Genomic DNA, 18,014 nt, shown 5'->3' with positions numbered 1-18,014 from the left:
TGTTGAGTTCTCAAGGAACGGTCGCTTCCTTTGTACTCACCCTCTCGGGCTTTCCTCCGGGCGCTTCCCTTCGGTCTTGCGTTTCCGACTCTATCAGATCTTTTTTCGATCCGATTTCCTCGGTGCTTTCCAGGTTCCCGCTCTCGCGTTTCCCTTTCCGGCGGTTCCGACTTTATCAGAAGTTCTTGGCCGGTCTGACCGGCCGCTCATTTCTGAGTATTCGGAGGATGCTCTCCCGGGCGCCGTTCACGACTCCCTGAGAAGCAACAAGTAGATTCTAGCGACTGTCTGGCAACATGTCCAGTTCCAGACAACTCATTGAATCTACCTCCCCACTCCCTCCGTGTCAACGGCTCTTGCGGGGCGAAGAGGAGACTAGCAGCTCAGAGGGGGTGAGTGCACATCCGGCGGAGTCAGGCGGCCATGGGCACGGAGGCGCTGCGCTCCGTCGCCCCGAGATCGCCCGTCTCGCCGGCGCGTGTCGCACGGCCGCCGAGGACGTAGACGTAGGCCAGAAATGCCAGCTCGGCCACGACGCCGATTGCTATGCGGGCCCAGGTGGGCAGGCCGGAGGGGGTGACGAAGCCTTCGATGGCACCGGAGACGAGCAGGACCAGGGCGAGGCCGATCGCCATGCCGATGGCCGCGCGCCCCTCCTCGGCCAGAGCGGCCCGCCGGGTGCGCGGGCCGGGGTCGACCAGCGTCCAGCCCAGGCGCAGCCCCGTACCCGCGGCGACGAAGACCGCGGTCAGTTCCAGCAGGCCGTGCGGGAGGACCAGGCCGAGGAAGGTGTCGAGGCGGCCCGCGGAGGACATCAGGCCGAAGCCCACGCCCAGGTTCAGCATGTTCTGGAAGAGGATCCACAGGACGGGCAGGCCCAGGAAGACGCCCAGGACCAGGCACATCGCCGCTGCCTGGGCGTTGTTCGTCCATACCTGGGCGGCGAAGGCGGCCGCGGGATGGCTGGAGTAGTAGGTCTCGTACTCGCCGCCCGGGCGGGTCAGCTCCCGCAGCTGGCTGGGTGCCGCGATGGACGACTGCACCTCGGGATGGGTGCCGATCCACCAGCCCAGCAGGATGGCGACGGCGGTGGACACGAGCGCCGTGGGCACCCACCAGTGGCGCGCGCGGTAGACGGCGGCCGGGAAGCCCCGGCCCAGGAAGTGCGTGACGTCCCGCCACGAGGCGCGGCGGGTGCCGGCGACGGCGCTGCGCGCGCGTGCCACGAGCTGGCTCAGCCGTCCGGTCAGGTGCGGGTCGGGCGCGCTGGACTGGATGAGGGAGAGGTGGGTGGCGGTGCGCTGGTAGAGAGTGACGAGCTCGTCTGCCTCGGCGCCGGTGAGCCGGCGCCGGCGGCGCAGCAGTGCGTCCAGCCGGTCCCATTCGGCTCGGTGTACGGAAGAGAAGACGTCCAGGTCCATCGGGTCTGCCTGCTCCTCGGCTGGTCGTCCACTGCTCGTCGTGGATGCTCATGCTTGCGGTCAGCTTGTCGTACTGCGGCGCGATGTGCCCTCAGCTTGGCAGACTGGCGGTTCAGGGGGCAGACCAGGGAAGGACGGCGGGCGTGAGTGAGCTGGTGACCGGCGAGGCGGTGGCGCTCGAACTGCGGCCCGCGAAGCTGCCGAGCAGGGCGCTCGCCGTGTTGCTCGACCTGGTGGTGGCGATGGTCGCGTACCTCGTCGTGGTCATGGTGCTGGTGGCGTCGACGGCGTCGCTGGACGAGGCCGCGCAGATGGCGCTGTCGGTCGCGGCGTTCCTGCTGGTGCTGGTCGGCGGGCCGATAGCCGTGGAGACGCTCAGCCACGGGCGTTCGCTGGGGAAGCTGGCGTTCGGGCTGCGGGTGGTACGGGACGACGGTGGGCCGATCCGGTTCCGGCACGCTCTGGTGCGGGGCGCGATCGGGGTCGTCGAGATCCTGATGACGTTCGGCGTGGTGGCCTGTATCGCCTCGCTGGTCTCGGCGCGGGGACGGCGGCTGGGCGATGTGTTCGCGGGCACTCTGGTGGTCCGGGAGCGGGTGCCCGCCGGGCGGACGGGTTTCGTGCCGCCTCCGCCTCCGTGGCTCGTGGGCCGGTTCGCCGGGCTGGATCTGTCCGCGGTGCCGGACGGGCTGTGGCTTGCCGTCCGGCAGTACCTGACCCGGATGCCACAGCTCGATCCGCAGGTGTCGGCGGGCATGGCGCAGCGGCTGGCGGCCGACCTCGCGGGGCGTACCGGTGCCGCGGTGCCGCCGGATCTGCCCCCGGCCGCGTTTCTCGCGGCCGTGGTGCACGAGCGGCAGTCCCGTGAGGCCCGGCAGGCGTTCGACGGGGGCCCGGCCGCCGGTGGCGGCGGGCTCGCGGCCGGCGGCTTCGCACCGCCGGCGGGAGAGCCCGGCACGCCGGTCTCCCACCGGCCTGGACTCTCGCGGCAGGACCGGCTGTCGCGGGACGGGGACTCGTATCCGGCCCAGGCCACGCTTCGGCCCGACGGCGCGTACCCGTCCGAGTCGTCCGCGCCCGTTCCGCCCGCCGCCGGCCGGCCGCCGCGGGACGAGCCGACGGCCGGTCGGCCGGCCACCGGGTTCGTGCCGCCCTCATAGGTCCTCGCGGGGCCGGGTGCCGGTGTCAGTCGAATCGCGACGGCGGTGACTGAAGGTCCTCCAGCTCGATGCCGGGCGCGGCCAGGACGACGTCGCCGGCGATGTGGACGGCGTGCTGTTCGCCGGTGTCCAGGGCTGTGACCTGGTATTCGTCCACGGTCAGGGGGCCGTTGTCAGTGGCGTGTGCTTCGCTTTTCACCAGAGCCCAGGACTGGTCCACGGTGCGGGGGGCGAGGACCGGGTCGGTGAAGGCCACGAGGCGTACGCGGGTCGCGGCGGACGAGGGGGTGAGGCGCAGGAGCCGTGCGGTGGCGACGAGGAACGCGGGGGACGTGCCGGTGAAGGCGTGGGCGCGCACATTGCCTTCGGTGGCATGGAGGCCGGTGGGGTCGGTGCGGACCCAGGTGACGCCGTCGAGGGCGGCGCCGCGCACCTGCCAGTCACCCGCGTGCAGTTCGAGGCGGAGGGGGCGGCCGAGGTCGTCCAGGGCGAGGTCGACCGAGCCCCGGTGTTCGCCGGCGGGGCCGGTCAGCCGGGAGACATAGCGCCAGCCGGACGGGCCGGGGGCGCACTGGAAGTGCTCTTCTGCGAGGGGGGTGTGATCGTGCGGATCGTGGAGCGAATAACGGCCGCGGGGCATGGGGGTCCTGGGTCTTGACGGGCTGGTCCGGCCGGAAGCCACGGGTCGGGGCCAAAGGGGCAGGCCCCCGGCACGGGGGTGCGGGGGCCTGCCTCGAAGAGCCTGCTGCCGGGAGGGGTGCGTCGGCGCGCCGTCGCACTCCCCCGGCGGTCGGGCTACGGGATCACCGGCTCAGTAGCGGTAGTGATCCGGCTTGTACGGGCCGTCGACGTCCACACCGATGTACGCCGCCTGCTCCGGGCGCAGCTTGGTGAGCTTGACGCCGAGGGCGTCGAGATGGAGGCGGGCGACCTTCTCGTCGAGGTGCTTGGGCAGGGTGTAGACGCCGATCGGGTAGGCGTCGGGCTTGGTGAACAGCTCGATCTGGGCCAGGGTCTGGTCCGCGAAGGAGTTGGACATCACGAACGAGGGGTGACCGGTGGCGTTGCCCAGGTTGAGCAGGCGGCCCTCGGACAGCACGATGATCTTCTTGCCGTCGGGGAAGGTCCAGGTGTGAACCTGCGGCTTGACCTCGTCCTTGACGATGCCGGACACCTTGGCGAGACCGGCCATGTCGATCTCGTTGTCGAAGTGGCCGATGTTCCCCACGATCGCCTGGTGCTTCATCCTGGCCATGTCCGAGGCCATGATGATGTCCTTGTTGCCGGTCGTGGTGATGAAGATGTCGGCCGTCTCGACGACCTCGTCCAGCGTGGTCACCTGGTAGCCGTCCATCGCCGCCTGCAGCGCGCAGATCGGGTCGATCTCCGTGACGATCACCCGGGCGCCCTGACCACGCAGGGACTCCGCGCAGCCCTTGCCCACGTCGCCGTAACCGCACACCACGGCCGTCTTGCCGCCGATCAGCACGTCCGTGGCACGGTTGATGCCGTCCACCAGGGAGTGCCGGCAGCCGTACTTGTTGTCGAACTTCGACTTCGTCACGGCGTCGTTGACGTTGATCGCCGGGAAGAGCAGCGAGCCGTCGCGCTGCATCTCGTACAGGCGGTGCACGCCCGTGGTGGTCTCCTCGGTGACACCGCGGATCTCCGAGGCGAGCTGGGTCCACTTCTGCGGGTTCTCCCCCAGCGTGCGGTGCAGCAGCTGGAGGATCACGCGGTGCTCGTCGGACTCGGCCGTCTCCAGCGCCGGGACCTCACCGGCCTTCTCGTACTCCACCCCCTTGTGCACCAGCAGGGTGGCGTCGCCGCCGTCGTCCAGGATCATGTTCGGGCCGCCGGTGGGGCTGTCCGGCCAGGTCAGCGCCTGCTCCGTGCACCACCAGTACTCCTCCAGGGTCTCGCCCTTCCAGGCGAACACCGGCACACCGCGCGGGTTGTCCGGAGTGCCGTCCGGACCCACGGCGATCGCCGCGGCCGCGTGGTCCTGCGTGGAGAAGATGTTGCACGAGGCCCAGCGCACCTGCGCGCCCAGGGCCACCAGGGTCTCGATCAGCACGGCCGTCTGCACCGTCATGTGCAGCGAACCCGTGATCCGCGCACCGGCCAGCGGCTGCGCCTCGGCGTACTCCTTGCGGATCGCCATCAGGCCGGGCATCTCGTGCTCGGCGAGGGTGATCTCCTTGCGGCCGAACTCGGCCAGCGACAGATCGGCGACCTTGAAGTCCTGTCGGTTCTCGACAGTCGTCATTACGAGCTGCTCCTCGGGGTTGGGTCGAGGTGGGTACGGCTGGTCTGCGCGGCGGCGGACACAGGGGTGCCCGGGAAGAGGACACAGGCATGCCCACGTACGCGCAGCGCAGTCCGTCGGAGGCCCTCTCTCCCTCGGTCGGCCCGCGTGGGCCGCCCGACCGCCATCAGCAGCGACGTCTGGCTCCGTCCCAAGCTACACCGGAGGACCCGGTCGTCCCAGTCCGCCTTCGGATTCCTGGCGTCTTCCCCAGGTCGTCCTCGGCGGGTTTCCGGGGGCCGTGGGGGTGCCTGGGGTGGTGCGGAAACCATGGAGCGGGCATGGACAGAACGGCATGAAGCGGGACTTGAGCGCCGTCGGGAGCGGGCCGCTTTCGGCCGGCCCGCCCGGGGGGCGTCCCGCTCGGTCCGGCGCACAGGCCGTTCACGGGCGGCCGATATGCTCCGCGCCGCGGACGGGCCGCGCGGGGAGGGCGGGACATGGCGGGCAGAGGGCGGGGACTGGGGATCGCGGCGCTCGTGGTGGGGGTGCTGGGCGTGGCGCTGGCCGGCGGTGCCTGGCTGTACGGGCGTGGCGCGTACGGCTCGGGCACCCTCACGAGCGCGAGCATGGAGCCGGCGTACCACCGGGGTGACCGGATCGTCTGGGAGTGGATGGACGGGAGCGGGGTGCGGCGCGGTGATGTCGTGATGCTCTCGATGCCGGGGCGCTACGGGACCGGCGGTGTCGTCATGCAGCGGGTGATCGGCGTGGGCGGCGACCGTGTGGCGTGCTGCACGACCGTCGGCGCCGAGGCGCGGATCACCGTGAACGGCAGGCCGGTCAGGGAGCCCTATGTGTACGAGGGCGATGCCGATGGTGTGAACCGGTCGTACGACGTGAAGGTGCCCGAGGGCCGGCTCTTCCTGCTGGGCGACCGCCGGTCCGACGCGCGGGACTCCCGTTTCTTCGCGTCGGACCACGGCGGGACCGTCCCCTTGGACGCCGTGCGGGGGCGGGTGACGGACGGCCGTACGGGCCCGGCGCTGCTGGGCACGGCCCTGCTGGCCGGTGGGGCGCTGGTGCTCACCGGAGGCGGGCTGGGGATCGGCTTCCTGGTGGTACGGCGGCGCAGGGCGCCGGTGGTGCCGCCGGCGCCCTGGCCGGTGCGGCACCGCTGAGGCCGGCCGCCGTACCGGGCGTCAGTGGCCGGCGGCGTGGGGGTTCGGGCCGCCCGGGGTGGCGCTCGGGTCCGGGCCCTTGGCGGCCTCCACCTCGCTGTAGATGTCCGGTTCGAGGTAGATGACGCGGGCGATCGGGACGGCGGCGCGGACGCGGGCCTCGGCGGCGTCTATGGCGGCCGCGATCTCGGCGGCCGTGTCGTCGTGCTGGACGGCGATCTTCGCGGCGATCAGCAGCTCCTCGGGGCCGAGGTGCAGCGTGCGCATGTGGATGACACGGGTGACCATGTCGCCGTCGACGATCGCGGCCTCGATCTTCTTGACGTCCTCGACGCCCGCGGCCTCGCCGAGCAGCAGCGACTTGGTCTCGACGGCCAGGACCAGGGCGATCAGGACGAGCAGGATGCCGATGCAGAGGGTGCCGATGCCGTCCCAGACGCCGTCGCCGGTGAGCAGGGAGAGGCCGACGCCGCCGAGGGCGAGGACCAGACCGATGAGCGCGCCGAAGTCCTCCAGCAGGACGACCGGCAGCTCGGGTGCCTTGGCGCGGCGGATGAACTCCTTCCAGGAGAGCTTGCCGCGCAGTTCGTTGGACTCCTTGATGGCCGTGCGGAAGGAGAAGCCCTCGGCGATGATCGCGAAGACGAGGACGCCGACCGGCCAGTACCAGTGCTCCAGGTCGTGCGGGTGGCGGATCTTCTCGTAGCCCTCGTAGATGGCGAACATGCCGCCGATGGAGAACAGCACGATCGAGACCAGGAAGGCGTAGATGTACCGCTCGCGGCCGTAGCCGAAGGGGTGCTGCGGGGTGGCCTCGCGCTGTGCCTTCCTGCCGCCGACGAGCAGCAGGGCCTGGTTGCCGGAGTCGGCGAGCGAGTGCACGCCCTCGGCGAGCATCGAGGAGGAGCCGCTGAACGCGAACGCCACGAACTTCGATGCCGCGATCGCGAGATTGGCGCCGAGTGCCGCCACGATCGCCTTGGTACCGCCTGACGCGCTCATGTGTCCGCGTTGTCCCTTCGCCTGTGCCGGCCTCGTACTGTTCCGTCCGGACGGGTGCCCGGTTTTGCCCGGCCTTTGCCGGTGGGCCATTCTTACAGCCCGGCCGGGCACCGGCGCGTCAGGTATCCACAGGCCCGGTCATATGATCGACCGCTTGTCCACAGCCCTGGTCAGACGACCACGGTGGCGCGGAAAATGGTGCCCGCGCCGGAGATCTCCGCCTGTTCGCCGGCCGGGACGAAGACCGACTGGCCGGGGCCCAGTTCGTGCTCGCCCGCCCGGACGGCGCCGGCCGTGCAGAGCAGGATCTGCGGGGTGTCGCGGGTGAGGTCGCGGGCGGTGCCGCCCTCGGGCAGGACGTAGCGGGAGAGCCGGAACTCGTCGGTCGGCGTCTCGTAGACCTCTTCGCCCTCCGGGGATGCCTCCGGGCGCAGCACGCCCGGGTCGCTCGGTTCGAAGCGGACGATCCGCAGCAGTTCGGGGACATCGACGTGCTTCGGGGTGAGGCCGCAGCGCAGGACGTTGTCGGAGTTGGCCATGATCTCCACGCCGAGGCCGTCGAGGTAGGCGTGCGGGATGCCGGCGCCGAGGTACAGGGCCTCGCCCGGCTGCAGCCGGACGTGGTTGAGGAGCATGGCCGCGATCACACCGGGGTCGCCGGGGTAGTGGTGGGCGATGTCGGCGTAGGGGGCGTAGGCGCCGCCGAGGCGGGTGCAGGCGGCGGTGGCCTCGGCGACCGTGTGGGCCATCTCCTCCGGGTCGGCGGTGAGGATGGCGGTGAGGACCTCGCGCAGGGCCGCGTCCTCGGGGTGGGCGTGCAGCAGGTCGACGTACGGCTTGAGGGAGTCGACGCCGAGCCCGTCGAGCAGGCCGGCGGCCTGGACGGGGTCGCGGAATCCGCACAGGCCGTCGAATTCGGTGAGGGCGCAGATCAGTTCGGGCTTGTGGTTGGCGTCCTTGTAGTTGCGGTGCGGGGCGTCGACCGGGACGCCCCGCCGCTCCTCGTCGGCGTACCCCGCCCTGGCCTGCTCCAGGTCCGGGTGCACCTGGAGGGACAGGGGCGCGCCGGCCGCGAGCAGCTTGAGCAGGAACGGCAGCCTGGGGCCGAACCTGGCGACCGCGCGGGCGCCCAGTTCCCGCTCCGGGTCGGCCTCGACGACCTCGGCGAGGGTGCCACGGGGGGTGCGCGACGGGGCTCCGGGGTGTGCGCCCATCCACATCTCCGCCTGGGGTTCGCCGGTCGGCTCGATCCCCAGGAGCTGCGGGATGGCGGTGGGCGAACCCCAGGCGTAGGGGCGGATGGTGTTGTCGAGGCGGTCCATGTGTCTTCTCTGTCTCCGTACGTGCGCTGCTCGGTCGGCGCTGCCGCTTCCGTTCCCGGCGCCGACGGGGTCTGCCCGTGCCCGCGCCGGTTCTGCCCATGCCGGCGCCAGGTGCCCCGGCCCCGCCGACGGGACTACCGCGACGGCGCGGCGGCCGGGACCCGCGACGGGCGGGGCGGTGGGCCAGGGGTCAGATCAGGCTCCCGAAGCGAGCGCCAGGTAAACGGCGGCGAAATCCGTGACGGCGATCAGTTCCGCGAGGGTCTCCAGTTCGCCGCCCTCCTCGGGTTCGAGTTCGCTGACCGGCGTGTCGTGGCCGAGGGCCACGTCGCGGGCGGCCGGGGCGGCGGTGAGGCCGCTGATCGGGCGGTCGCGCAGCAGCACCACGCGCGCGTGCAGCGCGGGCGGCTCCTCCACGCGGTCCCGGAAGAAGTCGTCCGGGTCGGCGCTGGCGGCGAGCGGCCCGGCCAGCAGGGCGCTGTGCGCGGCGAGCGCCTCGGGCAGCTCGGCGACCAGGGCCGGGCGGCCGGCGAGTTCGGCGAGGGCGGCGGCGAACCGGCGGCCCGCCGGACCGGCCGAGGTGCCCTCCGTCCACACCACGGGCAGCGCGTCGGCCAGCTCCGCGGCGAGGGTCTTGGCCGGGTTGCTGTAGGTCGCGATGGCGGGCCCGCAGCGCTCCGCGATGTGGTCCAGGCGGTCGGCGACCTTCTCCAGGGCCTCCGGCGGGGCGTCGAGCAGGCCGATCCGGTCCAGGAGCGCGAGCAGGGGGGTCAGCAGCGCCCAGAGCACCCCGGGAGAGGAGGCGGCGAGCGGTTCCTCCTGGTCGTACGGGGCCGTCGCCATCGGTACGAACAGGCCGTGCGCCCCGGCGACCGCCTCGGCGAGCGGGGTGCCGGGCGGGGCCACGCCGACGACGGAGCAGCCGCGGCGGTAGGCCTGCTCGGCGAGGAGGGACAGGCTGGGTTCGGTGCCGTCCGGGGTGGCGATCAGCAGCAGGTCCACGGAGCCGGCCCAGCCCGGCAGTTCCCAGCGCAGGGCGCCCGCGGCCGGGGCGACACCGGTGGGGGCGAGCCGGACGACGGGGCTGCCCGGGCCGGCCAGTGTGCCGAGGAGGTCGGCGGTGTGGGTGGCGGCGGCACCGGGGCCCGCGATGAGGACCGCGCGGGGGCGGCCGTCGGGCTTGAGGCTGCCGATGCCGGCCTCGGCGGCGTTCCGGGCGGCGGTGCGGACGCGGGCGCCGGCCTCCGCCGCCCCGCGCAGCAGACCTCGGTGGTCGGCCTCGGCGAGGCCCTCCGGGGTGTCGAGCAGCGTTTCGTCCAGCATGGGCGGCAGCCTCCGGTCGCCGGGGATCCTGGGATGCTACGAGGGGACGGGCCTGGTCACGCGGGGCGGCGGCCGGACCGGGCGGCGCCGGCCCTCTCGCCCACGGTGACGGGCGGGCTCAGGCGGGGCGGCGGGCCTCGTCGACCAGCAGCACCGGGATGCCGTCGCGGACCGGGTAGGCGAGACCGCAGTCCGGGCCGGTGCAGATCAGCTCGGTGTCCTGCTCCTTCAGGGGGGCGTGGCAGGCCGGGCAGGCGAGGATCTCCAGGAGGCCGGCTTCGAGCGCCATGGGGTGTCCCTTCGGGGGGCGGATGGGTGTCTGTGGATTTGCCTGGTCAGCGTACCGCCGATGGGGCGGGCCGCTCAGCCCCTGATGATCGCCAGGGCCTCGTCGCGGATCTTGGTCAGCGTCGCCTCGTCCTTCGCCTCGGCGTTCAGCCGGAGCAGCGGCTCGGTGTTGGACGGGCGGACGTTGAACCACCAGTCGGCGGCGGCGACGGTGAGGCCGTCGAGGTCGTCGAGGGTGACGTCGGCGCGGCCCTGGTACGCGGCGCGGACCGCGGCGAGGCGGCCGGGCTGGTCGGCGACCGTGGAGTTGATCTCGCCGGAGCCGCGGTAGCGGTCGTACTGCGCGACCAGGGCGGACAGCGGGCCGTCCTGGCCGCCGAGCGCCGCGAGGACGTGCAGGGCGGCCAGCATGCCGGTGTCGGCGTTCCAGAAGTCCTTGAAGTAGTAGTGCGCCGAGTGCTCGCCGCCGAAGATGGCGCCGGTGCGGGCCATCTCGGCCTTGATGAAGGAGTGGCCGACCCGGGTGCGCACCGGGGTGCCGCCGTTCTGCCGCACGACCTCGGGGACCGTGCGGGAGGTGATCAGGTTGTGGATGACGGTGCCCCTGCCGCCGTTGCGGGCCAGCTCGCGCGCGGCGACCAGCGCGGTGATCGCCGACGGGGAGACGGGGTCGCCGTTCTCGTCCACGACGAAGCAGCGGTCGGCGTCGCCGTCGAAGGCGATGCCGAGGTCGGCGCCCTCCGCCGGGACCCGCTTCTGCAGGTCCACGAGGTTGGCCGGGTCGAGCGGGTTGGCCTCGTGGTTCGGGAAGGTGCCGTCCAGCTCGAAGTACATCGGGACGAGGGTCAGGGGCAGACCCGCGAAGACGGAGGGGACCGTGTGGCCGCCCATGCCGTTGCCGGCGTCGACCACGACCTTCAGGGGGCGGATGGCGGAGAGGTCGACCAGGGAGCGCAGGTGCGCCGCGTAGTCCTCCAGCGTCTCGCTCGTGGACAGCGTTCCCGGCCGGGCCGCGGGTGCCGGGGCGCCCTCGGCGAGCCGGCGCTCGACCAGTTCCCGGATCTCGGTGAGCCCGGTGTCCTGGCCGACGGGGGCGGCGCCCGCGCGGCACATCTTGATGCCGTTGTACCGGGCCGGGTTGTGGGAGGCCGTGAACATCGCGCCCGGGAGGTTCAGCGCGCCCGAGGCGTAGTACAGCTGGTCGGTGGAGCACAGGCCGATCTCCACGACGTCCACGCCGCGGTCCGCCGCGCCGTGCGCGAAGGCGCGGGACAGGCTCGGGGAGGAGGGGCGCATGTCGTGGCCGACGACGATGGCCGCCGCCGCTGTCACGTCCGCGAAGGCGGCGCCGAAGAGCCTGGCCAGTGCCTCGTCCCACTGGTCCGGGACCACTCCGCGTACGTCGTACGCCTTGACGATCTGTGACAGATCAGCAGTCACGGCCATCCTCCTGAAAGTGCTGTGGGTGCCCAAAACTACCCGTCGGGCGGCGGGGAGCGGTGTGCGGACACCGGGCGGAGGTCCGCCGGACGTCGCCCGGCGTGGTCAGTTGTCCGGGGAGCGCAGGACCCTCAGGTGGCCGCGGCGGGCGACCTCCATGGGGTCCGCGGCACGGGATCCGCCGCCGCCGGCCTCGGCCGCGCGCTCCTGGGGGCGGGCCGCCTCGCGCACGGCGTTGGCCAGCGCTTCCAGGTCGTCCCCGCTGGGCCGCGCGGGCGCGGAGCCGTCGAGGAGTCGTACGACCTCCCAGCCGCGCGGGGCGGTGAGGCGCTCGGAGTGCTCGGCGCACAGGTCGTAGCAGTGCGGTTCGGCGTAGGTGGCGAGCGGGCCGAGGACCGCGGTCGAGTCGGCGTAGACGTACGTCAGCGTCGCGACGGCGGGTCGGCCGCAGGCGGTGCGCGAACAGCGACGTACAGGGCTCACGATGTTGGACGGTACCGCACTCTTGAGCGGGCCGCGACGACTCTCCACCAGGTCACTCCACCGTGTCGGGCTGTGAAACGCCCCACACACCCCTTCGAGGGGACCCCGCTGACCTGCGTGGACGGGCTTGCGCCGGGGGTACGGAGGAGGCGCGTGCGGTCAGGAGTCGGCACAAACGCCATCAATTGCCTTGAGTTCGGTGGTCTCGGAAAGTTACGGAAACGAGCCAGACGTTGGCCTGAATGGTCATCCCGCGACAGGGCGGGCGGGGGCCGGTTGCCGCGTGGAGCCGGACGGGCGGAGGGTGCGGGGACTACGCTTCACCGGTGATGGACAACCGTGTACCGCCCCGTGCCAGCGGCCCCGGGCCCCGTCGCCGTGATCGTCACGGACGGGGCATGCGGGGACCGATCGCGCCGCCGCAGGTGCCGTTGGCCGCCAGCCGTGCCGAGGTGTTCGCGGATCTGGTGCAGGACTCCGTGGACCGTCTGGAGCGGCGGTGGCCGCAGCTGGCCGACATCGATTTCCTGGTGCTGGAGGTGCCCCGGCTGGACGGGCGGGGCGACGGGCCGGTGTGGGACGACGAGGCCGTGCCGCTCGGCGGTGTCGTGCCGGCGCGGGACGGGCGACGGGCCCGGGTCGTCGTGTACCGGCGGCCGGTGGAGATCCGGACGAAGGGGCGGGACGAGCGGGCCGCGCTGGTGCACGAGGTGGTCGTGGAGCAGGTGGCGGAGCTGCTGGGACTGACGCCGGAGACGGTGGATCCCCGGTACGGGGAGGACTAGCGGCGCGGGCGCCCCCGCGCCCGCCCGAGCCGCCGCCGCTTCCGCTAGCGCTACTTCTGCAATATCGACAGGTCCTCCCGCGTCCGCGGTACCGACACCAGGCCGTGGTCGCTGGGGAGGGTCTGGACGGTGAAGGCGGGGGTGCCGGCGGTGGTGAGGGTGCGGGAGGCGTAGACGGGGCCGCCGGAGACGGGTTCGACGGTGAGGGCGTAGGTGCCCTTCAGGCCCGCCGGGACGGGGGCGTCGACGTCCTGCGTGGTGCCGGACTTGATCGTGTACGTCTTGGTCGCCGGGGTGCCGCCCTCGCTGCCCGCCGAGGCGGTGACCTTGACCGCGGCCGCGCCCTCGGGCGCCGTCAGCGCGAGCGTCGTGCCCTTGGCGGTGTTGCCGGCCGAGGTCGCGCGCGCGCCGACGGCGGCGGTGGCCGGGATGAACGCCGTCTCCCGCTTGTCCCCCTTGCCCCGCACCACCTGGAGCGCCGCGACGACCGGGACCGCCTGGTCGGTCGGGGTGAGCACCAGGGAGCCGGGCTCGCCCCGGGTGACGTCGCCGAGGCCGACCGTCGTCGTCATGCCGGACTTGACGTGGACGGTCTCGTTCCCGGCCGGGGTGATCAGGCCGTCGGGCGAGGCCAGGCGGATCTTCAGGTCGGCGTCGTCGTCGCCGGGGGCGAAGACGGTCAGGCGGACGTCGGTGGCGTCCTTCGGGATGCCGGGCAGGACCAGGCTGCCGGCCGGGTCGGTGGCGGGGGCCAGCCAGTCGCCGCCCGCCTTGTCGTCCAGGGCCTGCACGGCCGCGCCGACCCGGCCGCCGCGCACGCTGACGTGCACGGTGAGGTCGGTCTGCCGTTCCTCGGTGAGCGTGGGGAGCAGGAACGCCTCGCTCGCCCCCGGTTCGATGGTGAGGTTCTCGCCCAGCGGGGCCTTGATCGCGCCGTCCTTGCCGTACAGCTCGATGTCGGCCACGGCGGCGGAGTCGTCGGGGTTGGTCAGATGGACGTAGTCGGTGCGTCCGGCGGCCGTGCTCGCGCCCGGAAACCAGAAGTCGGTGTCCGCGCCGGCGCAGTTGACGCCGAGGAGGCCGCGGCCGGTGCCGGCGGCGACCTCGGTGGTCTCCTGGACGGTCCAGCCGGGCGCGAAGGAGCCGTCCGCGGTGCCGACGAGCGCGGGCGTGTCCCCGCCGGAGGTGTCGCCGGTGGCCGGTGTGCCCGGTGCCTTCGGCGTGAGCACCGGCTGCCCGGCCTTCTTGTCCTTGCCTGCCTTGGCGTCCTTCTCGCCGGCCGCCTGGAGCCGGGCCCGGCCGCCGCTCGCGGCGCCCTTGGTGACGGGGGTGAACGAGGTGTACGTCGTCTCGGCGAGGTCCGAGGTGCTGGGTGCCGGGCAGACCAGGCTGGTGCGCTCCACGGGCTGCCGGGCGGCGGCCTCGGGGGCGGCGCCGGACGCGGACGGCGAGTCGACGGCGGCGAACGCGGTGACGGCGGCCAGCGCGGCCGTGCCGGCGAACAGGGACAGGGTGGTGCGGTTCACTGCTGGCTCCCGTCGGGACGCTGGCTGCCGGTGCCGGGGGGCTGCTGGGCCGGGTCGTAACCCCGCGGGGCGGGGTCGTAGCCCTGCGAGGCCGGGTCGTAGCCCTGCGAGGCGGGGTTGTAGTCCTGCGGGGCGGGGTCGTACCCCTGCGCGCTGGGGTCGTACGCCGCCTCGTAGCCCTGGTGCCGGTAGGCCGTCGGGTCGTAGGGCGGCTGGTCGTCGGTGCCGCCGTAGCCGTACGGGTCGTAGGGGGCCGTCTGGTAGGGGTCGGACTGCGGGTACGGCCGCTGCTCGTACCCGGCCGGCGCCTGGTACTGGTCGGTGTCGTAGCCGGTGTACCCGGTGGTCGCGTACGCGGCCGGGTCGTGGGCCTCGTACGGCTGGGCCTCGGGGGCGGCGGCCGGGGGCGGGGGTGTGCCGGGTGGGTCCTCGGCGGGCGGTTCCTCGGCCTGGGCGCGCAGGCGGCGGGCGCGGCGGCCCTCGCCGGCGGTGGCCTGGGCGGGCAGCGGCTGCTCCTCGGGCAGGTCGTCGTCGACGTCGCGGCGGCGGCCGGGCAGGGCGAGGACGACCAGGACGACGGCGAGCAGGCCCTGCGCCCAGAGCCAGGCGGTGTGGGCGAGCGGCGTGTCGTAGGTGACGTCGAGCCTGCCGCCCTGGGCGGGGAGCCGGAAGCCCTGGGCCCAGCCGTCGACCGTGGTGCGGGTGAGCGGTTTGCCGTCGAGGGTGGCCGTCCAGCCGGCGTCGGCGCTGTCGGCCAGGCGCAGGACGCGGCCGTCGGTGCCGGCGGGGACCGTGGTGTGGATCTCCACCGGACCGGCGGCGACCGGCCGGGGCGTTCCGGAGCCGCCGGCGGGCACGATGGCCGCGCGGGAGACGTCCTGGTCGACGCGCCACAGGGCGCCGCCGTTCTGCTGGCTGAGCCGGGTCAGGCCGGGGGTGGCGTCCAGGACGCGGGTGATCTCGCGGGGGGCGCCCTTGTGGACGAGGACGTAGCGCACGGCGAAGCCGCCGAGTTCGGCGGTCTGGTCGGCGCCGGAGCCGGCCACCAGGTGGGCGACGGTCTGGTCCAGGCGGGTGTCCGTGCCGTCGGCGGCGGTGAGTTCGGCGTCTCCCATGCGGGCGCCGGAGCCGCGGACCAGGCTGTAGCGCACGCGCGTGGTGGAGTCGCTGTCCAGGACCAGGGTGCGGGCCTGGGCGCCGCCGGCGGAGTCCTCGGCGACGAACGCGGGGACCTGGGCCGGGTCGCGGCGCTCCAGCGGGCCGTCGGCGCCGCGGATCATCCAGCCGGCGGCGACGAGGAGCGGGCCGGCGGCCGAGGCGAAGGCGATCAGGGCGGCGACGGGCTGGCGCCAGCCGAAGCTCTGCTCGGCCACGCGCGCGCGTGCGCCGTCGGCGCCGAGGGCGGCGGCGGCCAGCAGGGCGATGCCGTAGACGAGGGTGGCCGGTCCGGCCCACGCGGACCTGTTGGACAGGACCGCGAAGACGAGTCCGGCCAGGGCGACGGCCCAGGCGGTGCGGATGCCGAGCTGCCGTTCGGAGCGCAGCAGGGCGGCGAGCGCGGCCAGCACGACGCCGATGAGCATCAGGCCGTTGACGGTGCCGGGGCCGCCGGGGGCGGCGCCGAGCAGGTCGAGGGCGGAGGCGGCCGAGGGGCCGTAGGCCAGGCCGGCCTCCTGGAAGAAGCCGGTCGGGAACAGGGTCAGCGACCAGGGGGCGAGGACCAGCAGCGGGGTGCCGAGCTGGGCGAGGAAGCGCGGTCCGTAGCCGAGGAGGTCGCGGCGGCGCAGTACCAGGACGCCGAGGCCGAGCAGCAGCGCGAGGGGCCACACGATCGGGGTGAAGGCGGTGGCGATGGTCAGCAGCAGCGCGTACGCCCAGGTGGCGCGCCAGCTGCCGCGGGTGCCGGCGCGGCCCGCCAGGCCGCTCGCGGCGATGCCCGCGCGCGCGATGAGCGGCAGCAGCACGGCGAGGACGGCGGTGCCGACGCGTCCGCCGGCCAGCGCGCCGGTGGTGGCGGGCAGGAAGGCGTAGGCGATGGCGGCCCAGGCGCGCAGCAGCCGGGAGGTGACCAGCCGCCGGGAGGCGAGGTAGGCGGTGCATCCGGCGAGCGGCACCGAGCAGATCAGCAGGACGGTGACGGCGAGGCCGGTGGAGCCGAACAGGAGCGAGGCGAGGGTGGCGACGAGGGCCAGGTAGGGCGGTGCGGAGGGGGTGCCGCCGGTGCCCGTCGGGTGCCAGGCGTCCAGGTAGCGCGACCACAGGTCGGTGGCGCCGGCCGGGGCGGGCAGCAGGGCGCCGCCGGCGAGGGCGCCGCCGCCGAGCAGGGCGCGGCAGGCGGCGAGGGAGATGAGCAGCAGGGCGAGGAAGAGGACGGGGGCGGGCCTGCGGGCGATCCGCTTGAGCCGGGCGAACTGCTCGACCTCCAGGAAGTCGGCGTCGTCACCGCCGGGCCCGGACTCCACGGCGCCGCCGTGCCGGCCGGCCGCGGAGGCGTCGGTGTCGGAGCCGCCGGTGAGGTTGCCGGCGATCTGCTCCACGGTGGCCCGGATGGTGGCGCCGGGCGGCGGGAAGAGGGCGCGCAGTTCCGCCTTGTCGATGCGGGAGGGGCCGCGGCGGCGCCGGGCGGCGATGATCCGCTCGGGCCGCAGCAGGGTGCTCAGCAGGCCGCGGATCTCGTCGAGGGCCTGGCCGGGGACCTTGCCGACGAGGTAGGCGAGGGTGCGCAGGACGGTGCCGAGGACGAGCCGGAGCAGCACCCAGGGCAGCGCGGCCGTACGGGTGTTGACGAGCAGGGTGTAGACGGCGCCGGCCTTGTCGACCTTGTGCGGGGAGGCGGTGGTGCGGCCGGCGCAGTCGACGGTGCGGCGCTCGCGGGAGGCGGCCTCGGCGTGCCGGACGACGGCGTCGGGGGCGATCAGTACGCGGTGGCCGGCGGTGTGGGCGCGCCAGCACAGGTCGACGTCGTCGCGCATGAGGGGCAGCAGCCGGTCGAAGCCGCCGAGCTGTTCGAAGACGTCGCGGCGCACGAGCATGCCGGCGGTGGACACGGACAGCACGGTGCGGACGTGGTCGTGCTGTCCCTGGTCCTGTTCACGGCGGTCCAGACCGGTCCAGCGGCGGCCGGAGTTGGCGATGGAGACGCCTACCTCCAGCAGTTGGCGGCGGTCGTACCAGCCGCGCAGCTTGGGGCCGACGATGGCGACGTCGTCGCGGCCGAGTTCGAGTTCGTTGTCGACGACCCTCAGCATCCGGGCGAGGGCGTCGGGTTCGGGGGCGCAGTCGTCGTGCAGCAGCCACAGCCACTGGACGGGTTCGCCGTGCGGCAGTTCGGGCAGGGCGTAGGCGTCGTCGCGCCAGGTGCGGGTGGCCGGGTCCCAGCCGCTGGGGCGCTTGAGGTACGGCAGGTCGTCGGGGGTGAGGAGGGGCGCGGTGCGCTGGGCCTCCTCCACGGCCTGGCCGAAGCCGGTGCGGCGGGCGAGGTGCAGGACGTTGGCCTCGCCGAGGGCGTCGGTGAGCAGCCGGGCGGAGTCGTCCGCGCTCCCGGTGTCGGCGGCGACCGCGTGCTGGACGGGGCGCTCCTGGCCGAGCAGCCCGGCGAGCGCGTCGGGCAGCCAGCGGGCGCCGTCGTGGGCGACGAGGACCGCGGTCACCACGTGGCGCGGGAACTCGGGCGGGTGGGTCGGGTCAAGCACCGCCGGGCTGGACGGATCAGCCCCGGCCGAGCGGGACGGGAAGGTCCCGGCCGGGCTGGACGGGTCGAACCCGGCGGTGGCGGCGCGGTGTTGGGCGGCCGCATGGCTGTGCACGGACATCGAGGTACGGGCCCCGGTTCGAT

At 73.7% G+C, this 18,014-nt stretch carries 14 protein-coding genes; 3 read left to right on the top strand and 11 right to left on the bottom strand.

All coding sequences use genetic code 11. The annotated features are described in order from the left end of the window. Positions 1 to 413 precede the first annotated feature (413 nt). Positions 414 to 1,421: a stage II sporulation protein M gene (locus IE251_RS07880; protein ID WP_189752151.1), complete on the bottom strand. Its 1,008-nt coding sequence runs from the start codon at positions 1,419 to 1,421 to the stop codon at positions 414 to 416. A gap of 143 nt (positions 1,422 to 1,564) precedes the next feature. Here IE251_RS07880 and IE251_RS07875 point away from each other — a divergent pair, with 143 nt between their 5' ends. Beyond that, the gene (locus IE251_RS07875) at positions 1,565 to 2,581 is read left to right on the top strand and encodes an RDD family protein (protein ID WP_189752150.1); all 1,017 of its coding nucleotides are present in this window, start codon (positions 1,565 to 1,567) and stop codon (positions 2,579 to 2,581) included. 25 nt (positions 2,582 to 2,606) lie between these two features. Here the strand turns inward: IE251_RS07875 and IE251_RS07870 are convergent, their stop codons facing one another. Together IE251_RS07870 and ahcY are read right to left on the bottom strand one after the other, a co-directional pair. Continuing rightward, the gene (locus IE251_RS07870) at positions 2,607 to 3,221 is read right to left on the bottom strand and encodes a hypothetical protein (RefSeq protein WP_189752149.1); all 615 of its coding nucleotides are present in this window, start codon (positions 3,219 to 3,221) and stop codon (positions 2,607 to 2,609) included. A 171-nt stretch (positions 3,222 to 3,392) separates the two neighbouring features. Then, positions 3,393 to 4,850: an adenosylhomocysteinase gene (gene ahcY, locus IE251_RS07865; protein ID WP_189752148.1), complete on the bottom strand. Its 1,458-nt coding sequence runs from the start codon at positions 4,848 to 4,850 to the stop codon at positions 3,393 to 3,395. Positions 4,851 to 5,329: 479 nt separating this feature from the next. Between ahcY and lepB the strand changes: the two genes are divergently transcribed. After that, positions 5,330 to 6,010, top strand: coding sequence for a signal peptidase I (lepB, locus tag IE251_RS07860; RefSeq protein WP_189752147.1), 681 nt, complete (start codon positions 5,330 to 5,332; stop codon positions 6,008 to 6,010). 21 nt (positions 6,011 to 6,031) lie between these two features. On the opposite strand, the gene IE251_RS07855 is transcribed toward lepB, so the two are convergent. The 6 genes from IE251_RS07855 to IE251_RS07830 all read right to left on the bottom strand — a co-directional run bounded on the left by IE251_RS07855 (position 6,032) and on the right by IE251_RS07830 (position 11,916). After that, entirely contained in the window at positions 6,032 to 7,012 is a 981-nt protein-coding gene (locus IE251_RS07855) for a cation diffusion facilitator family transporter (protein ID WP_189752146.1), read from the bottom strand. Positions 7,013 to 7,182: 170 nt separating this feature from the next. Next, positions 7,183 to 8,334, bottom strand: coding sequence for a mannose-6-phosphate isomerase, class I (gene manA / locus IE251_RS07850; protein WP_189752145.1), 1,152 nt, complete (start codon positions 8,332 to 8,334; stop codon positions 7,183 to 7,185). A 195-nt stretch (positions 8,335 to 8,529) separates the two neighbouring features. After that, positions 8,530 to 9,657 (bottom strand): SIS domain-containing protein, encoded by a 1,128-nt coding sequence (locus tag IE251_RS07845; protein WP_189752144.1) that lies wholly within the window; start codon positions 9,655 to 9,657, stop codon positions 8,530 to 8,532. Positions 9,658 to 9,775: 118 nt separating this feature from the next. After that, entirely contained in the window at positions 9,776 to 9,946 is a 171-nt protein-coding gene (locus tag IE251_RS07840) for a Trm112 family protein (protein ID WP_181798431.1), read from the bottom strand. A gap of 74 nt (positions 9,947 to 10,020) precedes the next feature. Continuing rightward, a complete protein-coding gene (locus tag IE251_RS07835) occupies positions 10,021 to 11,385 on the bottom strand; it encodes a phosphomannomutase/phosphoglucomutase (RefSeq protein ID WP_189752143.1) in 1,365 nt (454 codons plus the stop codon). A 105-nt stretch (positions 11,386 to 11,490) separates the two neighbouring features. Next, entirely contained in the window at positions 11,491 to 11,916 is a 426-nt protein-coding gene (locus IE251_RS07830; protein ID WP_030615734.1) for a DUF3499 domain-containing protein, read from the bottom strand. A gap of 350 nt (positions 11,917 to 12,266) precedes the next feature. Here IE251_RS07830 and IE251_RS07825 point away from each other — a divergent pair, with 350 nt between their 5' ends. After that, complete coding sequence (locus IE251_RS07825; RefSeq protein WP_030787994.1) at positions 12,267 to 12,653, top strand: metallopeptidase family protein; 387 nt, start codon at positions 12,267 to 12,269, stop codon at positions 12,651 to 12,653. Between the two features lie 50 nt (positions 12,654 to 12,703). On the opposite strand, the gene IE251_RS07820 is transcribed toward IE251_RS07825, so the two are convergent. Both IE251_RS07820 and IE251_RS07815 read right to left on the bottom strand, forming a co-directional pair. Then, positions 12,704 to 14,179: a DUF5719 family protein gene (locus IE251_RS07820; RefSeq protein WP_189752142.1), complete on the bottom strand. Its 1,476-nt coding sequence runs from the start codon at positions 14,177 to 14,179 to the stop codon at positions 12,704 to 12,706. Next, positions 14,176 to 17,991 carry a glycosyltransferase gene (locus IE251_RS07815; RefSeq protein ID WP_189752141.1) on the bottom strand — a complete coding sequence of 1,272 codons (3,816 nt, stop codon included), beginning with the start codon at positions 17,989 to 17,991 and terminating at the stop codon, positions 14,176 to 14,178. The genes IE251_RS07820 and IE251_RS07815 overlap by 4 nt, the downstream gene beginning before the upstream one ends. Between the last annotated feature and the right edge of the window lie 23 nt (positions 17,992 to 18,014).

Origin of the sequence: Streptomyces eurythermus, from assembly GCF_014649115.1 — a bacterium.
Classification (GTDB): domain Bacteria; phylum Actinomycetota; class Actinomycetes; order Streptomycetales; family Streptomycetaceae; genus Streptomyces; species Streptomyces eurythermus.
This window is presented reverse-complemented; position numbering and strand designations above follow the sequence as displayed.